This window comes from Sphingobium chungbukense, from assembly GCF_001005725.1.
Taxonomy (GTDB): Bacteria; Pseudomonadota; Alphaproteobacteria; order Sphingomonadales; family Sphingomonadaceae; genus Sphingobium; species Sphingobium chungbukense.
In genome coordinates, this window is record NZ_LBIC01000007.1 from 1 (window position 1) to 20,962 (window position 20,962).

Consider the following 20,962-nt stretch of genomic DNA (forward strand, 5'->3'; position numbering starts at 1 on the left):
ACTGCAATGTTGCGGGCGGCGCAGACTGTCCAGATAAGGCGACGAGTTCCTCGGCGGCGTAGGCGGAAGTGCCGAAGCGGTTCTTGAGATCACGTCCCAGACGGCTCGCATGGCCGGTCCAGTGCGACAGTTCATGGGCGAGCGTGGCGTAGTAGTGATCGAAACCGTTGAACAGGCTGGCCGGCGGCATCGTGACGCGATCCGCAGTCGGCTCGTAATAGGCTTCGCAGCCCCGGTGACGCAGGTTGACGGGGATGGCGGCGAAAAAGGTGTCGAGCTCGACCTCGCGCCCATCTGGCTCGACCAGCTCCAGCGTTGCAGCCGGATGAAAGCGCTCGGGCAGACCTTCGACCTGATCGGCATTGAAGACCGGATAGGCCTTCAGCACCCGGCGGGCCTCGTCGGTCTTTTCGCCGGTGTCGGGGGCTTCCACCTCTTTGGTGTAGCTCTTGTAGAAGATCGCGATGGTCGACTTCTCACCCTTGCGGACCTGGGCTCCGAGCGATTTTGCTTGGTTGTAGGTCATCCAGAACGGCGAGGCGTAGCCGCACATGTCGGCGACCATCCACAACCAGAACACGTTGATGCCCCGGTACGGAATCCCGCAGGCCCGCAAGGGCCGGGATACCGGGACACCGCGCCACGGCTTGATCCACGGCTTCGTGCCTGCCTCCAGACGGGCGATGATTTCCTGGGTGATGCGGGTGGCGGGCGACACGCCGCTGCCCTGCCGCTTGAGATAGGCCATGATGGTTCTCCTGATTGAGGCATCTGGACAGTCGGCGACGGGTTCGCCGGTCAGTGCCGCAGGTTCCCGAGCCCCCTCTGCTCTGCTTTCAAAAAGGAAGCGGCCCTCCGGCGTGAGCCGAAGGACCGCTTCTCGAGGTGCGAGTGGCCTTTCCTGTCAGGAGGAGGTCAGGCGGCCAGCTCGCGGGGGGACTGATCTTCGGTATCGTCACCGGGCTCAGCGTCGGTGGCGTCGATCTCGGCTTCGCCAGCCTCCGGGGCAGCGGAGGCAAACCGCATGACCTCAGGCACCCAGGCCAGGGCCTTCTCGCGTACTTCGACCTCGGTGATGTAGGTGCCGGCGAATACGCGTTCGGCACTCATCGCGAGGTCACCCTTCTTGACCGCGGCAAAGCGGGAGGAGAGCTCGAGACCGCCGACATCAGTCAGCGCATTGAGGATCACCTGCTTCGACACCCGATCGAAGTAATTGGCCGCCGTCGGACGCCACCACTGCGCTATGTCGATGCCGATCAGGCTGCCGAGATGATCCTGGAATGGCAGCTGACGCTCACCGGCCATGTTGAGGCTGGCCTCGAGCGACCGGGCAACGACATGGCCCAGCCACGCGGCGCGGCTGTCATCGGACAGCGCCCGAAACAGATCGAAGCGGGACATTGCATCGTCAGCAGCGCGCCAGCTTTCGTCGAGACTGGACCTGAGCTCGGCAAGCCCGCTGCTCGCCGGAGCATCCTTGGCTTCGAAGCCGATGATCGGGCCTGCCGGAACAGGCGCGCGCAGCGTGGTCGAAGGGCGCGTCCGCCAATCGTGCGTATCGGCATCAGCCAGGGTGAAGACCATGATGTCGAGCGCAAGCCCGGGGTCAGAGGCGACATGCAGCGCCAGAACATCGCGGCGCTGCATGGCCAGTTCGTCGACCAGACGCTTGGACAAGGTGATCCGGCGCCTTTCCGAACCGTCATCGCCCGGAATGACTTCGATCCCGCCGTCGGCTTCGGCGGGTTCAGCCTCACGCTCGCCGTAGAACACCGGCTGGAGAACCGGCGTGCCATCGCGCGAGAGCACCAGGATCATACCTGCTTCGGCCTTGAGTTCGGCCGCGATGACGGGCGGCCGGGCCCGGATTTCCTGGCATTCGCGTTCGATGGCCAGACAAGCCGCTTCGGCCGCTGCCACGGCTTCCTCGGCACTGTCCTCATCCTCGAGGATTGCCGCATGCTCGTCATAGGAGGCATCGAGTTCGTCGAGCCTTGCCAGTTCCGCTTCGGTGAGCGTCGCCGGTTCGGCGGGAAGCCGGACCAGCCCTTCGACAAGGTCGTGGCTGGCATAGGGATCGAGCGTGGGCTTGACCCAGGCGAGACCCTGCTCGGCGGCAAGGGCTTTGGCCTGCTCTTCCATCTTTGCCGCTGCGAGGCTCTCGAGCAGCGCCACATCGATCCAGGATTCGCTGTCGTCGTTGTCGAACAGCTCACGCTCGATCCGGCCGCCGGCAGCAATGTAGGCGTCGCGGCCGACGAGCCGGGCGCGCGGATCGCTGCCCCGCACGGTCCCGGAAAGGACCATGCGCCGGACGCTGTCCGGAGTGGGGGCATAGTAGGCCGAGGACACTTGCTCGAAGACGCGGGTCTGAATGTCCTGATCCGAGGTCGCGCCGAAGGCCTTGGCGATGTCGAGAGTGATGTCACCGGATGCGAGCGCCTCGAACACGACGGGTGCCAGCGTCGCAAGACGTAGTCGGCCCTCGACGAAGCGGACGGTCAGGCCGAAGCGGCGGGCAACATCCTCGACAGTCGCACCCCCAGACACGAGCGTTGCAAAGGCCTCGGCTTCGTCGGCCGGGTTCATGGCGAGGCGGTGGAAGTTCTCGGCGAGGCTGGTCTCGACCGCAGCTTCGCCGCTGTCCTCGAGCACGAGGCAAGTCACTTCATGATCGCGGGCGAGGATCTTTTCGTCTGCCAGCGCGAGCATCGCTCGGCGACGACGCTCCCCAGCTTCGACCTCGAATTTGCCCTTGGCAGAGGGGCGGACGAGCAGGTTCTGCAGCAATCCATGCGCTGCAATGCTAGCTTTGAGTTCGGCATCTGCCGCCGGATCGCTGTGACGACGGACATTGCGGGGAGACTGGACGAGTTTGTTCAGCGGGATCGACTTGATCATGGGACACACTCCTGACTGAGAGCCTTGTGCATCGACCTTCGACGCCCAACTGGCTCGATCAGGGCAAAGCCCACTCCACTCTTAATACGTTCGCAGCAAACCTGCCGATGGCAGCGGGCAATGACGAATGATCATGGTTGCGGACTCTGGAACATTGTATGCTTTTCGCGCCAATCGTTCAGCTGACCTAATTTCGCCGATGCGCGACTGCTCCGTCGGGCGATGCCGCAAATCAAAATCTTGAGCCGCAACTTCTACCCCATTGTGCACGACAGCTTTCCACCAAGTTTGAAGCGTGCATCTTGCGCGACCAAAGGAGCACTCCCATATTGAAACGAATAGGGAACACCTTGGGGGGATTCATGCCCGTTCCGAATACGCGATTCAGCGAACTGCTGCAGGATATAGAGCCGAGCACGACGACCAAAACGCGTGCGTCCGGCGGCCACACCGGCATCCGCGACCATCTGCGCACGCAGGCGAAGTTCAAGGACCGATATGTGACCAGCTTCCTTTCAGGAAGCTATGCTCGCGACTCTGCCATCCGCCCGCGCTCGACGTCGAATGGGCAGGAGCGGCCCGATGTCGACATCATCATCGTGACGAACTTTTCGACCGACGACCATCCCGACACGGTGCTGAAGGAGGTCTGCAAGGCCCTCGAAGACGGCGGCGACGGCTATGAGGTCGAGCGAATCAACAAACGCTCGGTGCGGGTCGAGACCTGGCAGGCGGAGATGGACATCGTTCCGGTCGCATCGACATGGAACGGCTACATGATTCCCGACCGCGACACGGGCACTTGGAAGTTTACCAATCCCCCGGTCCACACCAGCTGGAGTTCGGCGCAGAACACGCGGTTCGGTGGCCGGTTCAAGCCGCTCGTGAAGCTGTTCAAATGGTGGCGGCGAATCAACCCGCTAACCGGTCGGCGCCCCAAGGGTTTCGTCCTCGAAGTGCTCGTCGGGCTGCACGCGCCCACCGGCGAGACGCATTACGGCGAGGCATTCGCTCAACTGCTTGAGAATATCTACGACGCCTATGGCTATCATGCCTCGATCGGCCAGAAGCCATTCATCGCCGACCCCGCGGATGGTTCGAACGACATCTTGGGAAAGGTGTCGGTCGCCCAGTGGACGGAATTCATCGAGAAGGTTCGCGTCTATGCCGGCATCGCCCGCCGGGCGCAGGACGCCGACGATATCGAGGAAGCAACACGGCAGTGGCGCCGGGTGTTCGGCGATCGCTTCAAGGCCACTGCGACGCCAGCCAAGGCCTCGACCTATGGCGGGTTCGCCGCAGCGGCGCCGGTGGCCGCCGGATACACCTTCCCCGATGCGATGGCTGCGCCTCCTGCCAAGCCGCGCGGCTTCGCTTGAGGTTCTGGTGGCTCACCGACTCTGCCCGGCTCGCTGCCGAGCGCGCGGCGGTCGAAGCGCTGGCGCGCGACGAGGACTGGCTGGAGTTCACCCGATGGAAGTTCGACGACGCGCGGTTCGCTGCCGAAGCCATCATCTCGGCCCACGGGCGGCGCTATCCGGTCCAGCTGATCTATCCTGACCAGTTTCCGCAGGTCCCGCCCTGGGTCGAGCCGCAGGATGAGGCGCGCTGGTCCACTCATCAATATGGCAAGGGCGTGCTCTGCCTTGAGCTGCGACCGGACAATTGGACGGCAGAAGCGACCGGGTCCGATGTGCTACGTAGCGCACACAATTTGCTAGTGACCGAGGACCCGCTGGGCGAAGGCGGCGAACGCGCGCCTTCGGATCATCGGATTGGACAGGTCCAGGCCTATGACTGGGGCCTCAATCCCGTCCTGATCGGCCAACGGTGCGCCGAGCGGATAGAAGCGGGAATCGCCTTGGACTTGGTGGGACTGCGCTGGATGGCGGCTGACGAAGTCTGGCCGATTCTCGTCCATGACGCCGAGGACCGGCTCTTGCTTCGCCGCCCGCCAGGCGCAGACATCCACAACTGGCGCTTCGATATTCCGGTATTTGTCTCTGCCCGGTCTGCGCCCGCAGGCGTGCCAGATCGGGCCGCGCTGGTGGCAGCTGCCGACCTGCAGCCGGATATGGCCAGCTTGGTCCTCGAAACGAACGCTGCCATCATTCTCTTCACGGGCGAGGCGGACATTGCCGGGTTCCACCTGATGGCGGATGGCGCCACACACCGTCGCCGGATTCTTGTGCTTCCGGACGAGAGCGGTGCGCGGTCCGCGAGATCGACAGCGGCTGAGTGCAAGCGCGTCGCGATCGTTGGCGCGGGTTCTATCGGTTCCAAGCTCGCCGAATCGCTGGTCCGATCCGGCCTCGGCCTCCTGACGCTAATCGACGGAGACGTACTCCTCCCTGACAATCTCGAGCGGCACGCGCTCGAGTGGCGCGACGTAGGGTTCCGCAAAGTCAATGGCCTCAAGCGCCGCCTTCTTGCCATCGCGCCCGGCGCCGACATCCGCGTGGTCGACAACAATCTCAACTGGCAGCGATCGGCCAAATCACACGCTTGGCAGGTCGAGGCCGTTGCCGACTGCAGTGTCATCGTCGACGCCACCGGCGATCCGGCAACTGCGCTCTTCCTCGGTGCTCTTGCCGACGCGAACGAGCGCCCGTTCGTGTCGGTCGAGGTCTTCGAGGGCGGGCTTGGCGCGCTTGTGGCGACGGCGCTGCCCGAACGAGATCCGCCGTTCGTCGATGGGCGGGCGACCTTTCTTGCCTGGTGTGATGAGCAAGGCGTGGCCCCGCCAGAGCCCGGTCCCCGGCGCTACGAGATGCTCGCCGGCGACGGTGCGCCGATCGTTGCGGACGATGCCGCAGTCACCATGACCGCCGGGCATGCGGCGCGCGTCGTCCTAGACATCGTCGACGGAGCGCCCGCTCCGTCGGACTCCGCTTGGCTCCTTCTCGGTTACAGCAGGCACTGGCTGTTCGACGGCCATGGTCACACGATCCGGCTGAGCGTCGGCGAACGGTGTCCGGGCACCAGCGGAGAGGATGTCGAGGCCCGGGCCTTCGCACTCGATTTATTCAAGGAATGGCTCGATGCGGCTAAGGCTGGCGGTTGATCAGACCGCCAGGCTCGTCGCGGCGCTGGAGAAGGCCGGCAAGCGCGAGATCGGCGGACAGCTGTTCGGTGAGCAGCTTGCGCCGTCCGATTTCGACGTGACCGAGCTCACCATCCAGGCGCGTCGCGGCAGCTTCGCGCGCTTTATGGTCGATCTGCTGCAGGCCGCACGCGATGCGATGCACTTTTTCAATCGCACCGAGCATCGCTACACACGCTACAATTACATTGGCGAATGGCACAGCCATCCGAGCTTCGCGGTGCATCCAAGCGGCACGGACATCGCGACGATGCGGGCGCTGGTGGGTGATGCCCGCTTCGCCGGCAGCTTCGCGGTGCTAATGATCGTTCGGCTTGACGGCGGCACACTTTCGGCGGCCAGCTGGGTGTTTGATCCTCAGGGCAATGAATTCGAGGCCAATCTGGAGATGGATGTTGTCTGATAAACCTCCCGCGCCGGCCCTGACCGATGCCCGCGGCATGGGGGGCGTGATCGCCCAAGGCGGTTTCGACTATCAGCTTTGGGACGGCCTCGCGCGGTTACCCGCATGGCTCGCCAACCCGGCCTTCGAGGAAATAATCTTCGAAGGACTTGAAGATCTGGAAGCCCGCTTCTTCGCACCCCAGTCTCCCCGCCATCGTCTGCTCGAACGCTATCAGGCTAAGGCCGGCGCGCTTTCACCAGGCGAGATCCGCGACGTACTCAAGACCTTCCACGGCTTTGAAGAGCGGTTTCCCAACGCGACGCGCATCCACGCGTTGGTCACGCCGCGGTTGCCGCCAACACTCGCTTGGCTCGCTCGGGACCCGCTTCGCGTACGCCGGGCACGGCCCTTCTATGCGCCTTTCGCGGACATCATGGCGGCGAGCGATGCGGCACTACGTCATAGTCTTGTCGAAACTTATGGCCTGGAACTCGGTGAATTCGTCGCGTCCGCGGTCGAAGTGAGTGAGCGCAGCCTGCCCGACGCCGCCACCGCGCTCGCCACCTTCGGCGCCGCGCTCGACCAAGCCTTCCCGGCACTGGAAGCACCGTCCCGCAAAGTTGCCGACACGTTCGAGGTGCTATCCTCCCTCGCACGCCATTCGCTTGGCACCCCGCTCGGCCGTTCAGACCTAAGAAGAGCGATGGAGCAGACGTTGGGCAAACCGCTTCCACTCGGGCAAGTTTGTGCGCTCCACATTCGATCCGATCGCAACGAAGCCGATGAGACCGCGCTGGAATTGGACGCAAGCCAGTTCTCGGGCGGCGATGCCGGCTTCCCGCCCCCGGACATCTGGGCCGAGCAGCTGCTTGGTCCGCTTGACCGCACGGCGCGATGGCTGCGCGCACATACTATGTCGAGAGTCGCGTTGAGTGGTTCCTACCGGCTCAGCACAGCGTTAGCGGTCGGCTGGTCGTTACGGTCCGCTCATGGTTTCGAGCTCGAAATCCAGACACGCGCTGGCAGCTGGTGGACTGACGATCGCCCTACGACTGGCGAGCCTGCTCCACCGTGGCGTATCCATCAGCCCTCTCGACTGGAAGGCGACGCTCTCATCGTCACGGTCGGGGTACTGCGCGACCCGTCTGCCGACCTTGAGGCCTCAGCGGGAATTGCGGCGGAGGCGGTGCTAGGCCTTCATTTACCAGAGGCGATAGCCTCGGGGAGAGCGGCGCAGGCGAGTGTTTCGCTAGTCAAGCGGACGGTAGATATGGCGGTCGCGCGGCTCGGTGCACGACAAATACGGCTCTATCTGGCCGGCCCCGCAGCCTTCGCCGTCGCGCTTGGCCACCGCTGGAACGCGATGCCGCCCACCCAGCTTCACGAATATGTGACGAGCGAAAGGCACTATGAGCCAACTGCGCTCTTGTGATCAGGAGTGGCGGACGAGATCTTGACCCATGCCATAAGCTCGCTTGCCCACTCGGTCCGCTGCGAACGCCCGGGGGCGGAGGTGCGAATGAAAGACGGGAAGGTTTCACACGACCCAAAAAAGTGGCTAAGCAACCGCTACGGTCGCGGAGATTGCCATCCCCATGGCAAGGCCATTAGCATCGATGGACTCACTGAGCGCCGAAAACTATCGTCCGCCGTGATGTTCCACCTCCATTGCACGAAAAAGCTACTCGATCGGATCAAACCGGAAGTCGCTGTGCCTGGGCAAAGCGACACGGCGCTGGGCAACTGGTACGCCACCGTCCTGTTCTGGAAGCCGCAATTAGCTTTGCTGGTTTCTGAGCGCACACTTCTTCCCGTGCTAATGCCGCTGGCTCCAGCGGCCACGCTTGCTCGACGCTTCCCGGCGCAGCTGGCTCTTGTCCTGAAAGAGTACGGCGCCCCAAGCGAATTCATCGCGCAAGAAGTCTGGCGAATGGACCAGGTCCGGTACGCAAAGACTGCGAATCGGAGCGTTGTTGGCATCCTCAATGAGTTCGTTAAGCAGGCCGAATTCTGGCTGGCTGCCTATGCCTATGAGAAGGGTGATGACGACGACCTTCTGGCGATTTCCGCCAAGCTTGCGGAGACACCGTGTAGCCCGCTGTACAAGGGACCAGTTTCGCCGGACAAGGCCCTCGACAAACTCGTGAAGGCTGCTTCGCAGATTTGAGACTGCTGGCCGGTAACTGTACTCGGAGATCCTACAGTACTCGGCCGGAAGCCCAACTCATGCCGTCAGACGAGATCGGGCGGCAAATCGACAATCCGGAAGACAGCGCCCGATCCGGCATCACGGATAAGGTCAACGTGCGCCCCGTCCCAGTGATAGTCGAGGTGCCGCCCCTGTAGCGGGTTTAACGCGCAGTCGGGGTAGAAGAGCGCGACACATTCTCCTCCGTGATGCCGGATGCTCGGGTAGGCAATCCCGTCCGATCCCGCGCCCCTGAGGTGCCGCGCGAGCGCTTGAGATGCGGCATAACTGTCGGGATCGAGCGCCGGAACTGGCTCCCCCGCCGGAACTCGCAAATCATGGAGGTCTGCATCGACCGACATGACGATCTCCCGGAATTGCGACGTCCAGCCAGGCGCTTCGTGGGTTCGGGCCATGAAGCGGGCGTGATGGTGGATCGTCTCGAACAGTGCGGTTTCAAAACGGTCCCCAACGTAGAGCACGCCGTAGCTGCCAGCCGTAAATCGGCTCGGTCGATCGGTGCTAACGTGGGTGAATGGCGCCATGAGGTAGGAGGCGCCGTTGCCGCCGACGCGGCGGTCGACCGGAACGAGGTCGAGGTTACCAATAGTCGCCATGATGCGAGGATTGGTCTTCTGCTCCGCCGAGATCAGCAGTGGCCAGTCGGCGGGATCAGCGATGTCTTCGAACAGGTCGATCGGCGGAAAGGCACTGCGAATGATCCTGACAGCGCCCTTCCACTCGACTCTAGAAACGGGGATATCCGTTGTTCCGCTCACCAGCCACCACGCTCGGCGTCAAGGTAGCGACGCACCCGCATGATGTCGGTGAGTTCGCCTCCCAGCATCACGTCGAGCGCACTGGAAACACCGAATGCGTCATTGGCAGCCCTGATCCATCCATAACTACGAGCCGGTTCCGAGAAGATGATCCGGAGCGCCTTATGGATCCCCAAAAGGTTGGACAGACGAGCGCGGCCATCGCGCGAAACGCGCCCGGGGCCTTCCGCCTTCCATCGCCGATAGGAACGCACCGGCATGTCGAGCAGAGTGGCAGCCTGCTCATCGGTCAGTTCCCATTTGCCGAACAGATTGAGGACTGCCCGGAACATGGCAGCTGCCTCGTCCTGCGTAATCGGATCGGGCCGGAAGGCGGTAACGGCAGTATCAACGGGTTGCAGAGCCAGCATGGCATTTCTCCATATGGCATCATATACTATAACTAATGCCATTTGGCAATGCCCTATACCGATGACGCCAATCTCGCAATCACGCCCGCCGCGCCCTCGATCGGCACAAAGAGCCGGGTCTGGTATCGTATGATCTCGGTGAAGCAGCCTTGAGCCTTGTACCAGTCGAGGCGTGCAGCACTCCAACCGGTCAGCTCAATTCGCTGTGAACCATTGACCAGACTGCGTTTGACCATGAGCTTCTCGCGGCCCGCGAATTCCATGGCCCGACCTGTCGCCAGGACGGTCTGGAAAATGTCATCGGCGGACAACGTCTGGTCGCGTTCGAGACCCAGCGCGCGGCAGAGATCCGGCACGCAATGGGCCGGAACCTCGCGGCCGAGGAGTGAACGGCCATCGGCCGCTGAGATACGGCTGACCCTCACGAAATCCGAAGGGAGCTTGTCCCAGACCGGCAACAGGAGGCCCGTTGCAAGATAGAGGCGCTCGCGCTTGTGGCTGGTCCTCGCCTCTTCCAACTCGGCGGCCCAGGCCTCGCGAAAAGCGTCGATGGAGATGTCCTCCCAGCTGCTCTCAGCGAGCTGATCCTCGGTGATGTGACTGCGCTTCAGCGGACGCAGCAATTCGAAGCGGGCCACCCGCGTTCCGTCATCGGCAAGAATACCGCGAGCGGGCACAAGCAGCGCGACACGACAGGAGCGGGCGTTCCGAACCGGTCGCTGCCGCTGCCCGGTTAGGCCGTGGAGCTCCTCGAGCCGCTTCAGGGTAAGCGGCTTCAAAGCTCTGGCGATCTCTAGTTCCAGCAGATGGGTGGTTGCACCTGAGGCCGGATCGGTGCGCAGCAGCGTGTCAGACAGGACCGTGAAGTCCTCGACTGCGATGGTCTCGAGGCCGAGATCGAGTGTGCCGGCCTGCCGGGCGGCATCGATGCGGGCTTCGACCAGCCCCATGAACTCATCGAAGATCGCGTTCTGCAGCGCTATAGGCAGCGCCAGGATGCGATTGAGCCACCGCTGGATCGAAGGCAGGTCATCGACCATTGAACCATCGGGCGCTTCGATCCGCAGGCCCGTCAGTTCCTGAAAGCGCCCCAGGCTAACCGCTTCAAGCTTGCCGGTGAACAACAGGCCGAACCAGCGATGGAGCGCCTCCTTGGCGTAGATGCTTTCGAGATTGTCGGCCGGATCGAAGAGGTTCTGCCCGCCGGTCTGGCGCTGTCCGCGCGTCAGAGCGCCAAGACTGTCCAGACGCCGCGCGATCGTCGAGATGAACCGGCGCTCGCCGCGCACATCGGTCGTCACGGGTCTGAACAGCGGGGCTGATGCCTGATTGGTGCGATTGGTCCGGCCAAGCCCCTGGATCGCGGCGTCAGCTCGCCAGCCCGGCTCGAGCAGAAAGTGGACCCGGCGGGCCTGGTTCCTGGCGGCAAGATCAGCATGGTAGCTGCGCCCCGTTCCCCCGGCATCGGAGAACACCAGGATGCGCTTCGCGCCGTCCATAAAGGCCTGGGTTTCGGCCACATTGGCGCGCGGCGAGCGGGATTGGAGTTTCTGGCGACCGTCGCGGCCGACGATGAGCCGACGTGTGCGACCGGTGACTTCCGCCACCTGGTCAACGCCGAACCGTTCGATGATGGCATCGAGCGCAGTAGCAATCGGCGGCAGGGCGCAGAGCTGTTCGATCATCCGGTCGCGCGCGGCCAGCGCGGAGCGGCACAGCACAGGTGCGCCATCCTCGTCAGTCATCGGCTCGGAGCGCGGATTGCCGTTTTCGTCGGTGAACACCGCCATCAGACGAACAGGAAAGCTCTTGGCGAGATAGTCGATCACATATTCTTTGCAGTCGCAGTTTATGTCGAGCGTGGTGGCGGGAGGCGCAGGTTTCCTTCGGTTTTCCATGATTTCACTCCAGATAATTACGGTTCCCTCGACCTCAACAAGTCGAAGGAACCAACATGCGATCAAGATCATCATTGCCGTTTCGAGCGGCCCCGCTCCGGGTCGAAGACCCGCCCAGTCACGGCACCCTTCTCACCACATTCCTCTCCTCTCAGTCGCTCGACGAGAAGTCAGGCTGTGCGGTTCTGTATGGCGCGGCGGTCCGCCATTTCCTGCATTGGCTGGGCCTGCATAGGATCGCCATCCGCACGATTGACGATCGGGCTGTCCGGCGGTTCGAAAAGCATGGGTGCCGGTGCCACCGGTATTCGGCGCAGCAAGCGCACTACAAGGCTGACCAAGCAGCAAGGGTCAGGCGCTTCGTCCGGTTCCTGGAAGATCAAGGCTACGTCGAAGTCGACGACGGGATCGACGATCTGCCACGGCACCTCGCCGACTATTCCGATGCGATCGATCGCCTGCAACTTGCCGAGGGACCGGCACAGGCCTATCGGTCCGAGGCCGAGCATTTCGTGGCCTGGCTTCGCATGGCGCGGCACCAATGGATCGATATCGATGACACGATCATCGACCACTATGCAGCGCATGATTGCCGATGCCCGGTCTGGCGCAAGCGGGGCAAGTTGGTCGCAACGGGCACCAAGCGGCGGCGGCGATGCGCACGGCACTTCGTCGAGTTCCTGCGAGGCCGGGGCGCCATCCCATTGGTTGAACCGGTGGCGGACGATGACCCGCACATGTCGGCTTACTTGGCATGGCTCAAGCAACACCGCGGCGCCACGGACGAGACGATCCGGCGCTACCGGACCGATATCAGACGGCTCATGCCAATGCTGGGCGAGCCTTCGCAATGGGATGCCGCCGGACTCAGGAGCGCATTCCAACGACGAAGCAAGGAGACGCCGGGGTCGGCATCGCTGCTCGTCACGATAATGAGGAGCTACATCCGGTTTCTGGTCGTGCGTGGCGAGTGCCGGCCGGCATTGTTGCATGCAGTTCCATCAGTACAGCGCTACCGCCTTTCGACGCTGCCGCGCCACGTCGACCCGGCAACGATCGAGAGGATCATTGCGGCCTGTCCGACAGATCGTCCGGTGGAAGTCCGGGACAAGGCCATCATTCTCCTGCTCGCCAGGCTCGGCCTGCGGGCTGCCGATATTCAGAACATGCGTCTCGACGACATCGACTGGCGATCCGGCCACCTGACGGTCAAGGGCAAGACGCGTCGACCGGACCGCCTGCCATTGCCGCAGGATGTTGGCGACGCGATCCTGGCATATCTTGCGGCAGCCCGCCCGAAGGCCGCCGAAGAGCATCTGTTCCTGCGTGCACAAGCACCGTTTCGGCCATTCCGCTCGTCCGCTGAGATAGCGGGCATCGTCGCTCGTACGCGCGACCGCGGTGGGATCGAAGGAGTGCCGACCGGGTCGCACATATTCCGGCATTCGCTTGCCACCAACCTGCTGCGCGCGGGCGCAGGCCTGGAGTCCGTCGGGACCATCCTGCGTCACAGCTCGCCCGAGACCACTGCCATCTACGCCAAGGTCGATCTGCCGATGCTCATGAAGATCGCGCAGCCCTGGCCGGGAGAACAGTCATGCTGAACATCCACATTTCCAGATACGTGGCGCTGCATCGCAGCCTCGGGCTGAAGTTCTCTGAACAGGAACGCATGCTGCGCCTGTACGCCGCCTACGCCGGGGGTTTCGGCGATCGGCACACTCAGGTCCAGCGCATCTACGACTGGTGCCATACGTCGAGCTCACAATATGTGGCCCGCCGGAGGTTCGACACCGCACGTAACTTCAGCCTTTTCGCTCACGCCGAAGATTCAGGCCACGAAGTTCCGCCTGCCGGCGTCTTCGGTCGGGGCAAGCGGCCACGCCCGACGCCGACCATCATTGAGCCGGACCAGGTGCGGGCGATCATGACTGCTGCATTGGACGTTCCACCCCAAGGCACGATCAGCCCACACACGTACCATTACCTGTTCGGGCTGCTGGCGGCGACAGGTCTCCGGATTTCCGAGGCCCTCGCATTACAATGCAAAGATCTGGTCGAGGATGGCCTGATCGTCCGCAACGGCAAGTTTGGCAAGCAGCGGCTGATTGCCTTGCAGCCATCGACGCGCCAAGCACTCGAAGCCTATCTCGCCCTCCGCGAGAAGCACGCGGCCAGGGGCAACGACCTGTTCGTCACTATCCGGGGACGGGCACCGCACAAGGTGCGCGCCCACGTCGTGTTCGTCAGATTGGCCCGGCAGCTCGGATATCGTGGACCAACCGGTACGGCGGGCATGCGACTCCACGATCTGCGGCACACCTTCGCTGTCCGTTCCCTTGAGTCCTGCCCACCTGACAGGGAGGCCATCGCTCACCACATGGCCGGTCTCAGTGTCTATCTGGGGCACGCGTCGGTCGCCAACACGTACTGGTATCTCGAGGCCACTCCGGTGCTGCTGCGCGACATTGCGGCTGCGAGCGAGCAGCTTTACCGGGGAGAGGCGGCATGACGGCGCTCGCTCCGCATCTCTCGGCATACCTGCGTGAGCATCTGCCACGCGAACGTGCTGTCAGCCCGCACACAATGAAGACTTATGCCAACTGCTTCGTCCTCCTCGTTCAGTTCGCTGCCGATCGGCTGAAGCGTCGGCCGACCGATCTTGAGATCGAGGATCTCGGCCCCGACATGATCATGGCTTTCCTGGACCATGTCGAGACCGGGCGCGGCAGCTGTGTGCGGACCCGCAATGGCAGGCTCGCCGCGATCCGGTCCTTCTTCCGGTACATCGAGTATCGGATTCCGGCCTGCCTGGATCTGGCCCTCCGCGTCAGATCGATCCCGACCAAGAAGACCGACAAGGCGCTGATCGACTACCTCGACCGGGCCGAGATCAAGGCTTTGCTCGATGCCCCGGATCCCCGGACACGCCTTGGCACCCGCGATCGCGCGATGCTGCATCTGGCCTATGCCGGCGGGCTGAGAGTGTCGGAACTCGTAACGCTGCAGCTGCGCGATTTCCCGGACCGCTCCCTGTCCACCGTGCACATCATGGGCAAGGGTCGGCGTGAACGGGTCCTGCCGCTCTGGAAAGAGACCCAGTTCGTATTGCGCGCGTGGCTTGCGATACGGCCCGACGCGCAAGCTGCCGAGATATTCCTCAATGCCAACGGGCAGCCCATGACCCGCGACGGATTTGCGTTCCGTTTGGCCGAGCACGTCAAGACCGCGGCAACGAAGCAGCCGTCGATCCTTGGCAAGCGGGTTACGCCGCACGTGCTGCGGCATTCCTGTGCGATGCACACGCTCGCGGCGACCGGGGACATTCGCAAGGTTGCATTGTGGCTCGGCCACGCCAGCATCCAGAGCACCGAGACCTATTTGCGCGCCGATCCCGAGGAGAAGCTGCAAATCCTCGCGGCTCACGGCGCACCCGCCATCAGGCCCGGGCGCTTCAAGCCGCAAAGCGACGATCTACTATCAATGCTTCAGGAAATACGTGCAGGAGGTCATGTCAAAATTTGACACAGGTCCGCATCGCAGTTCGAAGCGCCAGTGGCGCTCCCGCCAACAAAGCTTCGCCTTCGAGGCGGCCGTTGATGCGTAGCATAACCGAACCGTTTTGACGGAGAAGCATCGGAATGAGTTGGGAACCAGTGAGGTTGGCCTGCCAAAACGTGCTCTGAGCGTTCGCGCGGCCGGTCGGAATGTCAATTAATCGACCAGCAAAATTCCATGTAACCGTAACGCGCGGCACCGTCGCGGGCTTGTTAAGGAGCATGGCCATCATGGGGCGGTTGCCTTCACAAAACAGGCTAAACGACTTGATGTTTGGCGAAGCAGCTACATCGACATAGGCCATTGGGGCGCGACCTTGGACCGGCACGACCTCCCAAGCAGTCCCAGGCAGCGGCACTGCGTCCTCAGGTGGGCTGTCCATAAGCAGGCGAGCAATGTCCTGGGGCACGGGCAAGCGGCCTCCTTGAGGCGCATAGACCGTCAACTTTCCCTTTTCCCAAAGGCCAATTTGAACAGCACGGCGATTTGCATCAAGCAAAACATAGGCTTGCTCTACACCGCCTTGATGCGGCGCATTTCCCGTAACCCAATAGAGAGATCCTTGTCGTTGGAGACCGGATATCGCCGAAAGATTGCTGGCCAGCAGGTCTATTTTGCGGCCCAAACGCGAACGTATCGCGTCAGCTATCGGACCACTTGTCAAAAGATCTATTCCGTTGGGATCGGAATCACTTTGGAATTTTCCTATGGAACTCGCAAGATTGGTCCAGGCTAGCGGCGTCGGTTTTCCCAAGACTGGCCTTGCTTGCAGAGGTGCTTTTGAAGCAGCAGATGCCGGCCCAGACCCCTTGCACAAGAGCAGTGGGGATTGCGACACGAGCGCTGACTTGAACGGATCCAGGCGCTGTCCAGGCGCGACGTCTGCTTCAAGGCGGACTACGCCTCGCTTTTCGTCGTCATTGACCGTCAAGATCACGCGTCCGAAATCGTTGGCATTGACAGGAAAAGGAAAAAAGACCGCGCTAACGCCTTCATAGGTCGGGCCAAGAAACGAAGCCGCGTACTCAAACCGGGTGCTTTTTACAGTCTGACCAGACGCTTTGAAAGTAAAGCCGGTTTCGTTGATCTCAAGGCTCGCCCCTCGAGAGCAATCGCCACGCGGCGCATACGAGCCATAGCTTCCTTCGAGATCCATGCCTTTTAATGACGTCAATGTCACTGCGCCTGCGACGCCGGGCAAGCCCAGAAAAATCCCTGCGAGAAAAACGATAATGGGGCGCTTGGGCAGTTTGTTCGGCATGGCAGATCTCCATGGCGGACAGCCTTGCATCGGGACCTCGATTGAAAGCGACGAACGACTGCCTCGGGGATTTTCTACAACCTGCACCATTCCAGCGGTGCCGACAATCCTAACGGCCCCAGCATTCAACCTTGTCAGGCAATTATCTGGAGTGAAATCATGGAAAACCGAAGGAAACCTGCGCCTCCCGCCGCCACGCTCGACATAAACTGCGACTGCAAAGAATATATCTAATGTTGAGCTCAACATTACACATATTCCCGCGGGGACAGGTCGATCTCCAGCGCTTCGCGCTCCTCGTCGGAGAGGTCGGCAAGCCGCCGGTCGAGCATGGCTTCTGCCGTCGAGACCAGCTGGACGACCACAGCGTGACCATCGGCAATCGCCGTATCGATCGCGGGCAGCAAGCTGGGGAGCTTCATAGACAGAAGCAGCTGCGCGAAGAAGCGCTGCTTCGTTCCCTCGAAGATCGACAGCGCTGCCGACTTGGCACCCGAGTTGAGCGTGCCCCCGGTCTCGCTGTCAACGATCCGTGTGGCCTCGAGCGCTTCGCGCAGGTTGGCGTGAATGATCGCCCAGGCCTCGGCATAGGCATCGTAGACCGAGATCTGATCCTCGGTCAGGCAATGCTCGAGGATCTCGTATTCGACACCAGCGAACGAAAGTGCCCGGGCGGTGTAGAGGCCGAGCGACTTGAGGTCCCGCGCGACGAGTTCCATCGCGGCGATGCCGCCGTCGCGAATGTCGGCAACGAAGGCCTCGCGATTGGCGAAGGCGGTCTCCGGACCCCAGAGCCCGAGGCGCGTCGCATAGGCCAGGTTGTTGACGTCTGATGCACCGGTTGCCGAAGCGTAGAGTACCCTCGCCCGGGGCAGGAGGTTCTGCAGGCGCACACCGGCAATGCCCTGCTCCGATCCCTTGACCTTGCCCCGCGATCCTTCACCGCCGGCAGCATTGGCCATGGCGTGCGCTTCGTCGAACACGATCACGCCGTTGAACTCCTCACCGGCCCAGGCGAGGATTTGGTCGAGACGTGTTGCATCGCTCCGCCCAGACCGAAGGGTCGGATAGGTGACGAAGAGGATCCCGTCGCGCATGGCGATGGGGGTGCCGAGTTTCCAGGACGCTAGAGCTTGGATGTCGATCGGGAGGCCCCCAAGCGCAGCCCAGTCGCGCCGGGCATCTTCGAGCAACGCCTCGTTCTTCGAAATCCAGATATGGCGGCGTTCCCCGCGCACCCAGCGGTCGAGAATGACGCTCGCAACCTGACGGCCCTTCCCGGTACCCGTTCCGTCCCCGAGGAAATAGCCCTGCCGGTAGACCTGACCTTCTGCCGAGGCCTTGAGCGAACAGCCCTTGTCCTCGGGCTCGAACCGGCCATGCAAATCGCGGGCGTGAGCGCTGGCGGCGTAGATCAGGGTCTCTGCCTGGGCAGCAGACAGCAGTCCCTTGACGATAAGCCCGTCAGGCAGCTGCGGCACCGCGTCCGGCTTGGGTGCCGAAATCGACCCCATGGCGACGGACTCGACGAGCGGCGTTGGATGCCCGGCCGCGCCATTGATCACGATCCTGCTTGGGCGATAGGGCAGATAGTGGCCGACCTGGGCTCCAAGCGGCGCAGGTTTTTCAAGCGCCTCGTAGGTCAATGCGCCGATGGTCATCGACGCGGCTCGCGTGGTCGTTGACGGGGCCGGGGGTGGTCTGCGTGGCGCGGTTAGCAGACGGAACGGCGCACGAGCCGGAAGAGTCGATTGTTCAGCGATAGCCTGCCTGCTGGCGCGAGCAGGCAAGGCATCGACAAGATCGACCAGCTGGCGGAACTCGTTCGTGCGAATAGCGACGGGCTCGTTGACGCCTTCCACCTTATCGAGAACCAGCAGCCGCGTGGTGATCCCGGTGCCGTTCTTGATGAAGGCACGTTCGACCGCGGCATTGAGCCGCATCGACACTGGCCCCTTCGCCCGGGCCAGAAACCGCGCGCAATCGAACCATTCAGGCATGATCGCGACCAGCCGCCCGCCGGGGGCAAGCCGGTTCCAGGCCGAGCGCAGATGCCTCGCTCCGGTGCGGCCATCGTGGCCCCGCTCGATCCCATGAGAATACGGCGGGTTCATCAGCACGACGCTCGGTGCGATGGCCGGATCGAGCAATTCGTCGATCAGCTCGGCATCATGTCCGGTCACGTGGGCAGCCGGGAACACAGCAGTCAGGCAGTCGCGGCGCAGCGGCGAGATTTCGTTCAAGGCAAGGTGCGTGCCGGCTTTGGTCGCCCAGACTGCGAGCATACCGGTACCGGCCGAGGGTTCGAGCACGAGTTCGTCGGCGACCAGCGCGCAAGCCCGGGCAGCGAGCCAAGCAAGGCGCGGCGGCGTTGCGAATTGTTGCCATTCGATCTGCTCGTCGCTGCGATTGGTCTGGGTCGGAATTCGGTCATCGAGGGAGAAGAAGAACTGTTCCGCCTCGTCGATCGGGCTCGAGAGCTGGATCTGATCGCACGCTTGCAGGTATTGAACCTGTGCCAGCTCTAGAGCTGCGTGGGCGTCACGCACCGACCAACGCCCGAGAGCATCGCTGCCCCCGAAGTGCTCGCTCATGATACGCGTCACGTCGCTGCGTGACAGCGCGCGGCCTGCTGCGAGCTCTGAAGCCATGACCTGGGCCGCCGTCGCAACAGCGGGCGGTGATGGTTCATCGAATGCAAAAGCGAGGGAAGAATTGGACATGGGAACCTCCTGACGAGGTCCTGCGCCGGGCAGGCCTCAATCAGCCGAAGGCCCCCTCCCCTCTGCCCAACGGGTCAGGTTTACGGGCAAGCCGGGACTTCAGCTCATCGTTCCAGTCAAAACCGGGCGAGGCCGGAACTCGTGAGTGGATGACACGACTAGGTGCAGCGTAAGCCTTCAGCGCTCTCTTCTCGGCGAGAGCGCCTCCGGCATCATTGTCGATAAACAGGAAAAGCTCGCGGACACTCTCCGGAATGGAAACGAGACCGAAGCGCTCATTCCCGAGCGTTGCCCAGCACGGGACTCCGAACAGCTGCATGGCTGACAGGGCGCTCTCGAAACCTTCGGCAAGTCCAAGACGCCCTTGCACCGGCGGCACCAGTCTGACGGCGCCACAGCCAAGGGTGCCAAGCGCACGCTTGGGCCGCTCGAAAGCGGCAAGCTTGCCGCTCGCCAAGTCGAGAAACGTTCGGTGTACCGCGATTATGCCAATGTCGGTTGTTACTGCGGCCAGCATCGCGGGGAGAAATTGGACAGCGCCGCGCGGCCCGAGCGGCGTGCGCGCTAGGTAGCGGAGTTGATCGGATCCGCGCAGAAGACCGCGCTGCGCAAGGTATTGTACGGCAGGGCTGTCGGAGCTCGCCGTCGCCGATTGCCACAAGCGCCGCGCATTGGGACTGAAGTCGCGATATCTATGCTTTTCGATGGTCTCAGCGTCTGAAGCGTTGAAAAGGTCGCGGCTGCGAACGCCTTGGCGATCCAGCGCCGCAATGACGTCCTCATTCAGGCATCCCGCGAAGCAGTGAAACAGGATGGCTTTGCGCCCCAAGGTCACACTCAGCGACGGAGTTCGATCGTCGTGCGCGGGGCAGCAGCACATGCCTTTGCCCCGACTCCATGTACCCTGAAGGCTTTCAACGATAGTGCGGGCTCGGCGTTCGAGTTGATGAGCTTTGTCTAACGGGGGCATCGACCTACTCCGGTTGAGGTGCCCTCCCCGCGCAGCCTCCGCTCTGCACTTGAGCCAAACCAATTTCCTACGTCGGTTGTTCTTTATATGTTCCCACTCGATTCGACTAGACAAGGATCGAGAAATGACAATCAAAACTCTCTTGATCGCAGGCATCGCGATCACCTCTGCTATCCCGGCCAGTGCCCAGGAGTTGCCAACGCCAGCAACAATCGAAGCAACCGCCAGCCACTCCGACGGCATTCGGATTGCTGAAACATCGAATGGCTTCCAGCTGGTCGAGCATGGGCTCTGGCGATCTGCCCAAGACGGCCCGGCGCCTGTTGTGACTGTGCCGCGAACTGGTCGGGTCAACCTGCCCTACAGATACGAGCGGAATCCCCAACCTGGCCCATCCGGCTTCAGGCGAGCAAGCTACCTTCCCCACATCTATGCGGCAGAAGCGAAGTACTCATTGCCCGCGGGCCTGCTCGATGCGCTCGTTTGGACGGAATCTCGCTACAACCCTTTGGCGGTCAGTCCGGCGGGTGCCGCGGGCCTTGGGCAGCTGATGCCCGCAACGGCAAAGGAACTCGGGGTCTTCAACCGATTTGACCCCATGGCTAACATCTTCGGCGCTGCGCGGTATCTCCGGCAGATGCTCGACAGGTTTGGCGTGGTTCACCTTGCGGTCGCTGCCTACAATGCCGGTCCAAGGGCAGTTGAACGCGCAGGTGGCATTCCCCGCAATGGCGAAACACCCGGATATGTCCGCGACGTCCTGCGGCACTGGCAGTTTTAGTA

The 20,962-nt window shown here is 62.6% G+C and carries 18 protein-coding genes; 9 read left to right on the forward strand and 9 right to left on the reverse strand.

Features of this window, described 5'->3' with window-relative positions; translation table 11 throughout:
* The coding region (locus YP76_RS14870) for an ArdC family protein (RefSeq protein ID WP_046764427.1) at positions 1 to 748 on the reverse strand (748 nt) is incomplete at its 3' end.
* 167 nt (positions 749 to 915) lie between these two features.
* Positions 916 to 2,904, reverse strand: coding sequence for a ParB/RepB/Spo0J family partition protein (locus YP76_RS14875; protein ID WP_046764428.1), 1,989 nt, complete (start codon positions 2,902 to 2,904; stop codon positions 916 to 918).
* 362 nt (positions 2,905 to 3,266) lie between these two features.
* Between YP76_RS14875 and YP76_RS14880 the strand changes: the two genes are divergently transcribed.
* From YP76_RS14880 to YP76_RS14900, 5 genes are all read left to right on the forward strand, one after another.
* Positions 3,267 to 4,283 (forward strand): SMODS domain-containing nucleotidyltransferase, encoded by a 1,017-nt coding sequence (locus YP76_RS14880; protein WP_046764429.1) that lies wholly within the window; start codon positions 3,267 to 3,269, stop codon positions 4,281 to 4,283.
* The gene (locus YP76_RS14885; RefSeq protein ID WP_046764430.1) at positions 4,280 to 5,968 is read left to right on the forward strand and encodes a ThiF family adenylyltransferase; all 1,689 of its coding nucleotides are present in this window, start codon (positions 4,280 to 4,282) and stop codon (positions 5,966 to 5,968) included. Before YP76_RS14880 ends, YP76_RS14885 begins: the two co-directional genes overlap by 4 nt.
* The gene (locus YP76_RS14890; RefSeq protein ID WP_046764880.1) at positions 5,946 to 6,410 is read left to right on the forward strand and encodes a Mov34/MPN/PAD-1 family protein; all 465 of its coding nucleotides are present in this window, start codon (positions 5,946 to 5,948) and stop codon (positions 6,408 to 6,410) included. The genes YP76_RS14885 and YP76_RS14890 overlap by 23 nt, the downstream gene beginning before the upstream one ends.
* A complete protein-coding gene (locus YP76_RS14895; protein WP_046764881.1) occupies positions 6,403 to 7,824 on the forward strand; it encodes an SAVED domain-containing protein in 1,422 nt (473 codons plus the stop codon). Before YP76_RS14890 ends, YP76_RS14895 begins: the two co-directional genes overlap by 8 nt.
* Before the next feature lie 87 nt (positions 7,825 to 7,911).
* Positions 7,912 to 8,559: a DUF6933 domain-containing protein gene (locus tag YP76_RS14900; RefSeq protein ID WP_232307575.1), complete on the forward strand. Its 648-nt coding sequence runs from the start codon at positions 7,912 to 7,914 to the stop codon at positions 8,557 to 8,559.
* Between the two features lie 65 nt (positions 8,560 to 8,624).
* On the opposite strand, the gene YP76_RS14905 is transcribed toward YP76_RS14900, so the two are convergent.
* From YP76_RS14905 to YP76_RS29385, 4 genes are all read right to left on the reverse strand, one after another.
* Entirely contained in the window at positions 8,625 to 9,359 is a 735-nt protein-coding gene (locus YP76_RS14905) for an RES family NAD+ phosphorylase (protein WP_046764432.1), read from the reverse strand.
* Positions 9,356 to 9,769 carry an MbcA/ParS/Xre antitoxin family protein gene (locus YP76_RS14910; RefSeq protein ID WP_046764433.1) on the reverse strand — a complete coding sequence of 138 codons (414 nt, stop codon included), beginning with the start codon at positions 9,767 to 9,769 and terminating at the stop codon, positions 9,356 to 9,358. Before YP76_RS14910 ends, YP76_RS14905 begins: the two co-directional genes overlap by 4 nt.
* A gap of 53 nt (positions 9,770 to 9,822) precedes the next feature.
* Positions 9,823 to 11,742, reverse strand: coding sequence for a strawberry notch C-terminal domain-containing protein (locus YP76_RS14915; RefSeq protein ID WP_408640445.1), 1,920 nt, complete (start codon positions 11,740 to 11,742; stop codon positions 9,823 to 9,825).
* Positions 11,743 to 11,837: 95 nt separating this feature from the next.
* Complete coding sequence (locus YP76_RS29385; RefSeq protein ID WP_456320442.1) at positions 11,838 to 12,242, reverse strand: hypothetical protein; 405 nt, start codon at positions 12,240 to 12,242, stop codon at positions 11,838 to 11,840.
* Positions 12,243 to 12,383: 141 nt separating this feature from the next.
* Here YP76_RS29385 and YP76_RS29390 point away from each other — a divergent pair, with 141 nt between their 5' ends.
* Genes YP76_RS29390 through YP76_RS14930 form a run of 3 tightly spaced genes read left to right on the forward strand, consistent with a single transcriptional unit; the run spans position 12,384 to position 15,192 of the window.
* Positions 12,384 to 13,271 carry a tyrosine-type recombinase/integrase gene (locus tag YP76_RS29390; protein ID WP_456320443.1) on the forward strand — a complete coding sequence of 296 codons (888 nt, stop codon included), beginning with the start codon at positions 12,384 to 12,386 and terminating at the stop codon, positions 13,269 to 13,271.
* Positions 13,265 to 14,179 (forward strand): tyrosine-type recombinase/integrase, encoded by a 915-nt coding sequence (locus YP76_RS14925; RefSeq protein WP_019053427.1) that lies wholly within the window; start codon positions 13,265 to 13,267, stop codon positions 14,177 to 14,179. Before YP76_RS29390 ends, YP76_RS14925 begins: the two co-directional genes overlap by 7 nt.
* Complete coding sequence (locus tag YP76_RS14930; RefSeq protein WP_046764436.1) at positions 14,176 to 15,192, forward strand: tyrosine-type recombinase/integrase; 1,017 nt, start codon at positions 14,176 to 14,178, stop codon at positions 15,190 to 15,192. The genes YP76_RS14925 and YP76_RS14930 overlap by 4 nt, the downstream gene beginning before the upstream one ends.
* Here the strand turns inward: YP76_RS14930 and YP76_RS14935 are convergent.
* From YP76_RS14935 to YP76_RS14945, 3 genes are all read right to left on the reverse strand, one after another.
* Positions 15,182 to 16,486, reverse strand: a complete 1,305-nt coding sequence (locus YP76_RS14935) for a hypothetical protein (protein ID WP_082737013.1) — start codon at positions 16,484 to 16,486, stop codon at positions 15,182 to 15,184. The genes YP76_RS14930 and YP76_RS14935 overlap by 11 nt on opposite strands.
* A gap of 248 nt (positions 16,487 to 16,734) precedes the next feature.
* A complete protein-coding gene (locus YP76_RS14940) occupies positions 16,735 to 19,209 on the reverse strand; it encodes a strawberry notch-like NTP hydrolase domain-containing protein (protein WP_046764438.1) in 2,475 nt (824 codons plus the stop codon).
* Between the two features lie 40 nt (positions 19,210 to 19,249).
* Positions 19,250 to 20,179, reverse strand: a complete 930-nt coding sequence (locus tag YP76_RS14945; protein ID WP_046764439.1) for a DUF7146 domain-containing protein — start codon at positions 20,177 to 20,179, stop codon at positions 19,250 to 19,252.
* A gap of 124 nt (positions 20,180 to 20,303) precedes the next feature.
* On the opposite strand from YP76_RS14945, the gene YP76_RS14950 reads away from it, so the two are divergent.
* The gene (locus tag YP76_RS14950) at positions 20,304 to 20,960 is read left to right on the forward strand and encodes a lytic transglycosylase domain-containing protein (protein WP_046764440.1); all 657 of its coding nucleotides are present in this window, start codon (positions 20,304 to 20,306) and stop codon (positions 20,958 to 20,960) included.
* The last annotated feature ends 2 nt before the right edge of the window (positions 20,961 to 20,962 follow it).

Bases quoted from the DNA above. Each gene is read 5' to 3' on its own strand.
- YP76_RS14875 (WP_046764428.1), bottom strand. From the start codon at position 2,904: ATGATCAAGTCGATCCCGCTGAACAAACTCGTCCAGTCTCCCCGCAAT.
- YP76_RS14880 (WP_046764429.1), top strand. From the start codon at position 3,267: ATGCCCGTTCCGAATACGCGATTCAGCGAACTGCTGCAGGATATAGAG.
- YP76_RS14890 (WP_046764880.1), top strand. From the start codon at position 5,946: ATGCGGCTAAGGCTGGCGGTTGATCAGACCGCCAGGCTCGTCGCGGCG.
- YP76_RS14900 (WP_232307575.1), top strand. From the start codon at position 7,912: ATGAAAGACGGGAAGGTTTCACACGACCCAAAAAAGTGGCTAAGCAAC.
- YP76_RS14910 (WP_046764433.1), bottom strand. From the start codon at position 9,769: ATGCTGGCTCTGCAACCCGTTGATACTGCCGTTACCGCCTTCCGGCCC.
- YP76_RS14915 (WP_408640445.1), bottom strand. From the start codon at position 11,742: ATGATGATCTTGATCGCATGTTGGTTCCTTCGACTTGTTGAGGTCGAG.
- YP76_RS14925 (WP_019053427.1), top strand. From the start codon at position 13,265: ATGCTGAACATCCACATTTCCAGATACGTGGCGCTGCATCGCAGCCTC.
- YP76_RS14930 (WP_046764436.1), top strand. From the start codon at position 14,176: ATGACGGCGCTCGCTCCGCATCTCTCGGCATACCTGCGTGAGCATCTG.
- YP76_RS14935 (WP_082737013.1), bottom strand. From the start codon at position 16,486: ATGCCGAACAAACTGCCCAAGCGCCCCATTATCGTTTTTCTCGCAGGG.
- YP76_RS14940 (WP_046764438.1), bottom strand. From the start codon at position 19,209: ATGTCCAATTCTTCCCTCGCTTTTGCATTCGATGAACCATCACCGCCC.
- YP76_RS14945 (WP_046764439.1), bottom strand. From the start codon at position 20,179: ATGCCCCCGTTAGACAAAGCTCATCAACTCGAACGCCGAGCCCGCACT.
- YP76_RS14950 (WP_046764440.1), top strand. From the start codon at position 20,304: ATGACAATCAAAACTCTCTTGATCGCAGGCATCGCGATCACCTCTGCT.